The sequence below is a fragment of the Streptomyces recifensis genome (assembly GCF_002154615.1).
Classification (GTDB): Bacteria; Actinomycetota; Actinomycetes; order Streptomycetales; family Streptomycetaceae; genus Streptomyces; species Streptomyces griseoluteus.
Genome location: NZ_MUNH01000295.1, coordinates 1 through 1438, shown reverse-complemented (window position 1 = coordinate 1438; position 1438 = coordinate 1). Strand labels below are relative to the sequence as shown.

Here is a 1438-nt window from a genome sequence, read left to right as displayed (position 1 = left end):
GGAACCTGCCCCGGCTGGCCGCCACCGCCTTCCGCAGTCTCGTCGAGCAGGTGACGGGCACCGTCCAGGCGTTCGGGGCGGGCCAGCCGGGGCAGGTTCCACAGCAGGTAGCACACTTCCGCGAGAAGCAGAGGGATCATCGTGAGCACCCAGGAGGCGACGACGACCCGCGCCGAGCGCTTCAGGTCCGCGACCCCGGCGGGCGTGCGGCCGGGCAGCAGGCTGAGCAGAATCGGCTTCACCTTGCCGAGCAGGTCGGGCACGCCGGCCAGGTCGCCGAGGATGTAGTAGCCGTCGAGCCGCAGCGCCGGCATCAGCTGTTCCAGCACCTCGAAGTGCGCGAGGTAGACGGCGGCCAGGAAGAACGCCTGTCCCGTCAGCAGGTAGCCGACGGTGAGCGCGAGGATGAAGACGGCGTTGAAGTAGACGCCGCCGAGCCCCGTGCGCAGCCGGCCGCCCCGGCCGATCCGGTACACGTCGGTGACGTCGGTGTAGAGGGCGGGCCAGATCAGGTAGATGCCGAATCCGATCTTCCCCGGGGCGGCACCGCTGTACCGGCAGGCCGAGGCGTGGCCGAACTCGTGGAAGAGAAGGGAGAGGAGAGTCAGCAGGAACACCGCGAGCATCCAGACCGGCTGTTCCAGCACGCGCAGCAGCGGTGTCATGGCGCCGTGGACCGCGAAGAGCCACACGTCCACGGCAGCGGTTCCGGCCAGTACGAGCCCCACCACCGGTGGGCGGTGCAGCCAGCTCAGCGCGTCGGCGACCCGGGCGACCCGTGCCTCGTCGAGGAGGACACGGTGGCCGCGCAGGGCCAGCAGGAGATCGGAGGACGGGGCGTTGTCACACGCTCGTGGAAGTTCTCCCAGCGGGACCGTGACTCCGAGGGGGGTGAGCCGATTGTTGATGAGGTGGACGATGTTGTCCTCGGTGACCTCCTGCCCGAACCTGCCGCTGACGCGGTGGGAGATGGTCTCGACGGTGCGCACCCCGTCGATGGAGGCGACGACGAGATAGAGCAGATGGGACAGCATCAGAACCTGACCGTCGCCACGTCGGACGACGTACCTGCGGTCGGTGAACCCGGAGCCCTGGTACTGGCCGAGGGTGCTCAGTCCGTTGCTGAGGTGGGGCACCGGCCCGGCGGGCGGCACACCCCCGGTCACCGCGACCGGTGTCGTGGCCGTGGACGCATCCCATGGTCCGACGGGCCGCCCCTCGCCGGAAGGCGGGAAGGCGGGAAGGGGGACCGTGGGGACGTTCCGGGTGTGGGACGAGCTGTGTTCTGCGGGCAGCGTCATAGTCTTCTCCGCGGCGCGGGTGTCACTCGGACTCCTCGCGGCACCCGCGAGGGACCGCCGGAGGAAGCCGGGAGCACCGTCCCGCCCGGGTCGACCGGGAGGGGACGGCGCCCGGTGGACGCCGCGGGGCAGATTGC

1 pseudogene is annotated in these 1438 nt (G+C 70.6%); it reads right to left on the bottom strand.

The window, feature by feature from the left end:
• Positions 1 to 1301 (bottom strand): annotated as a pseudogene (locus CCN33_RS16925) (hypothetical protein); the annotation flags it as partial.
• Positions 1302 to 1438 lie beyond the last annotated feature (137 nt).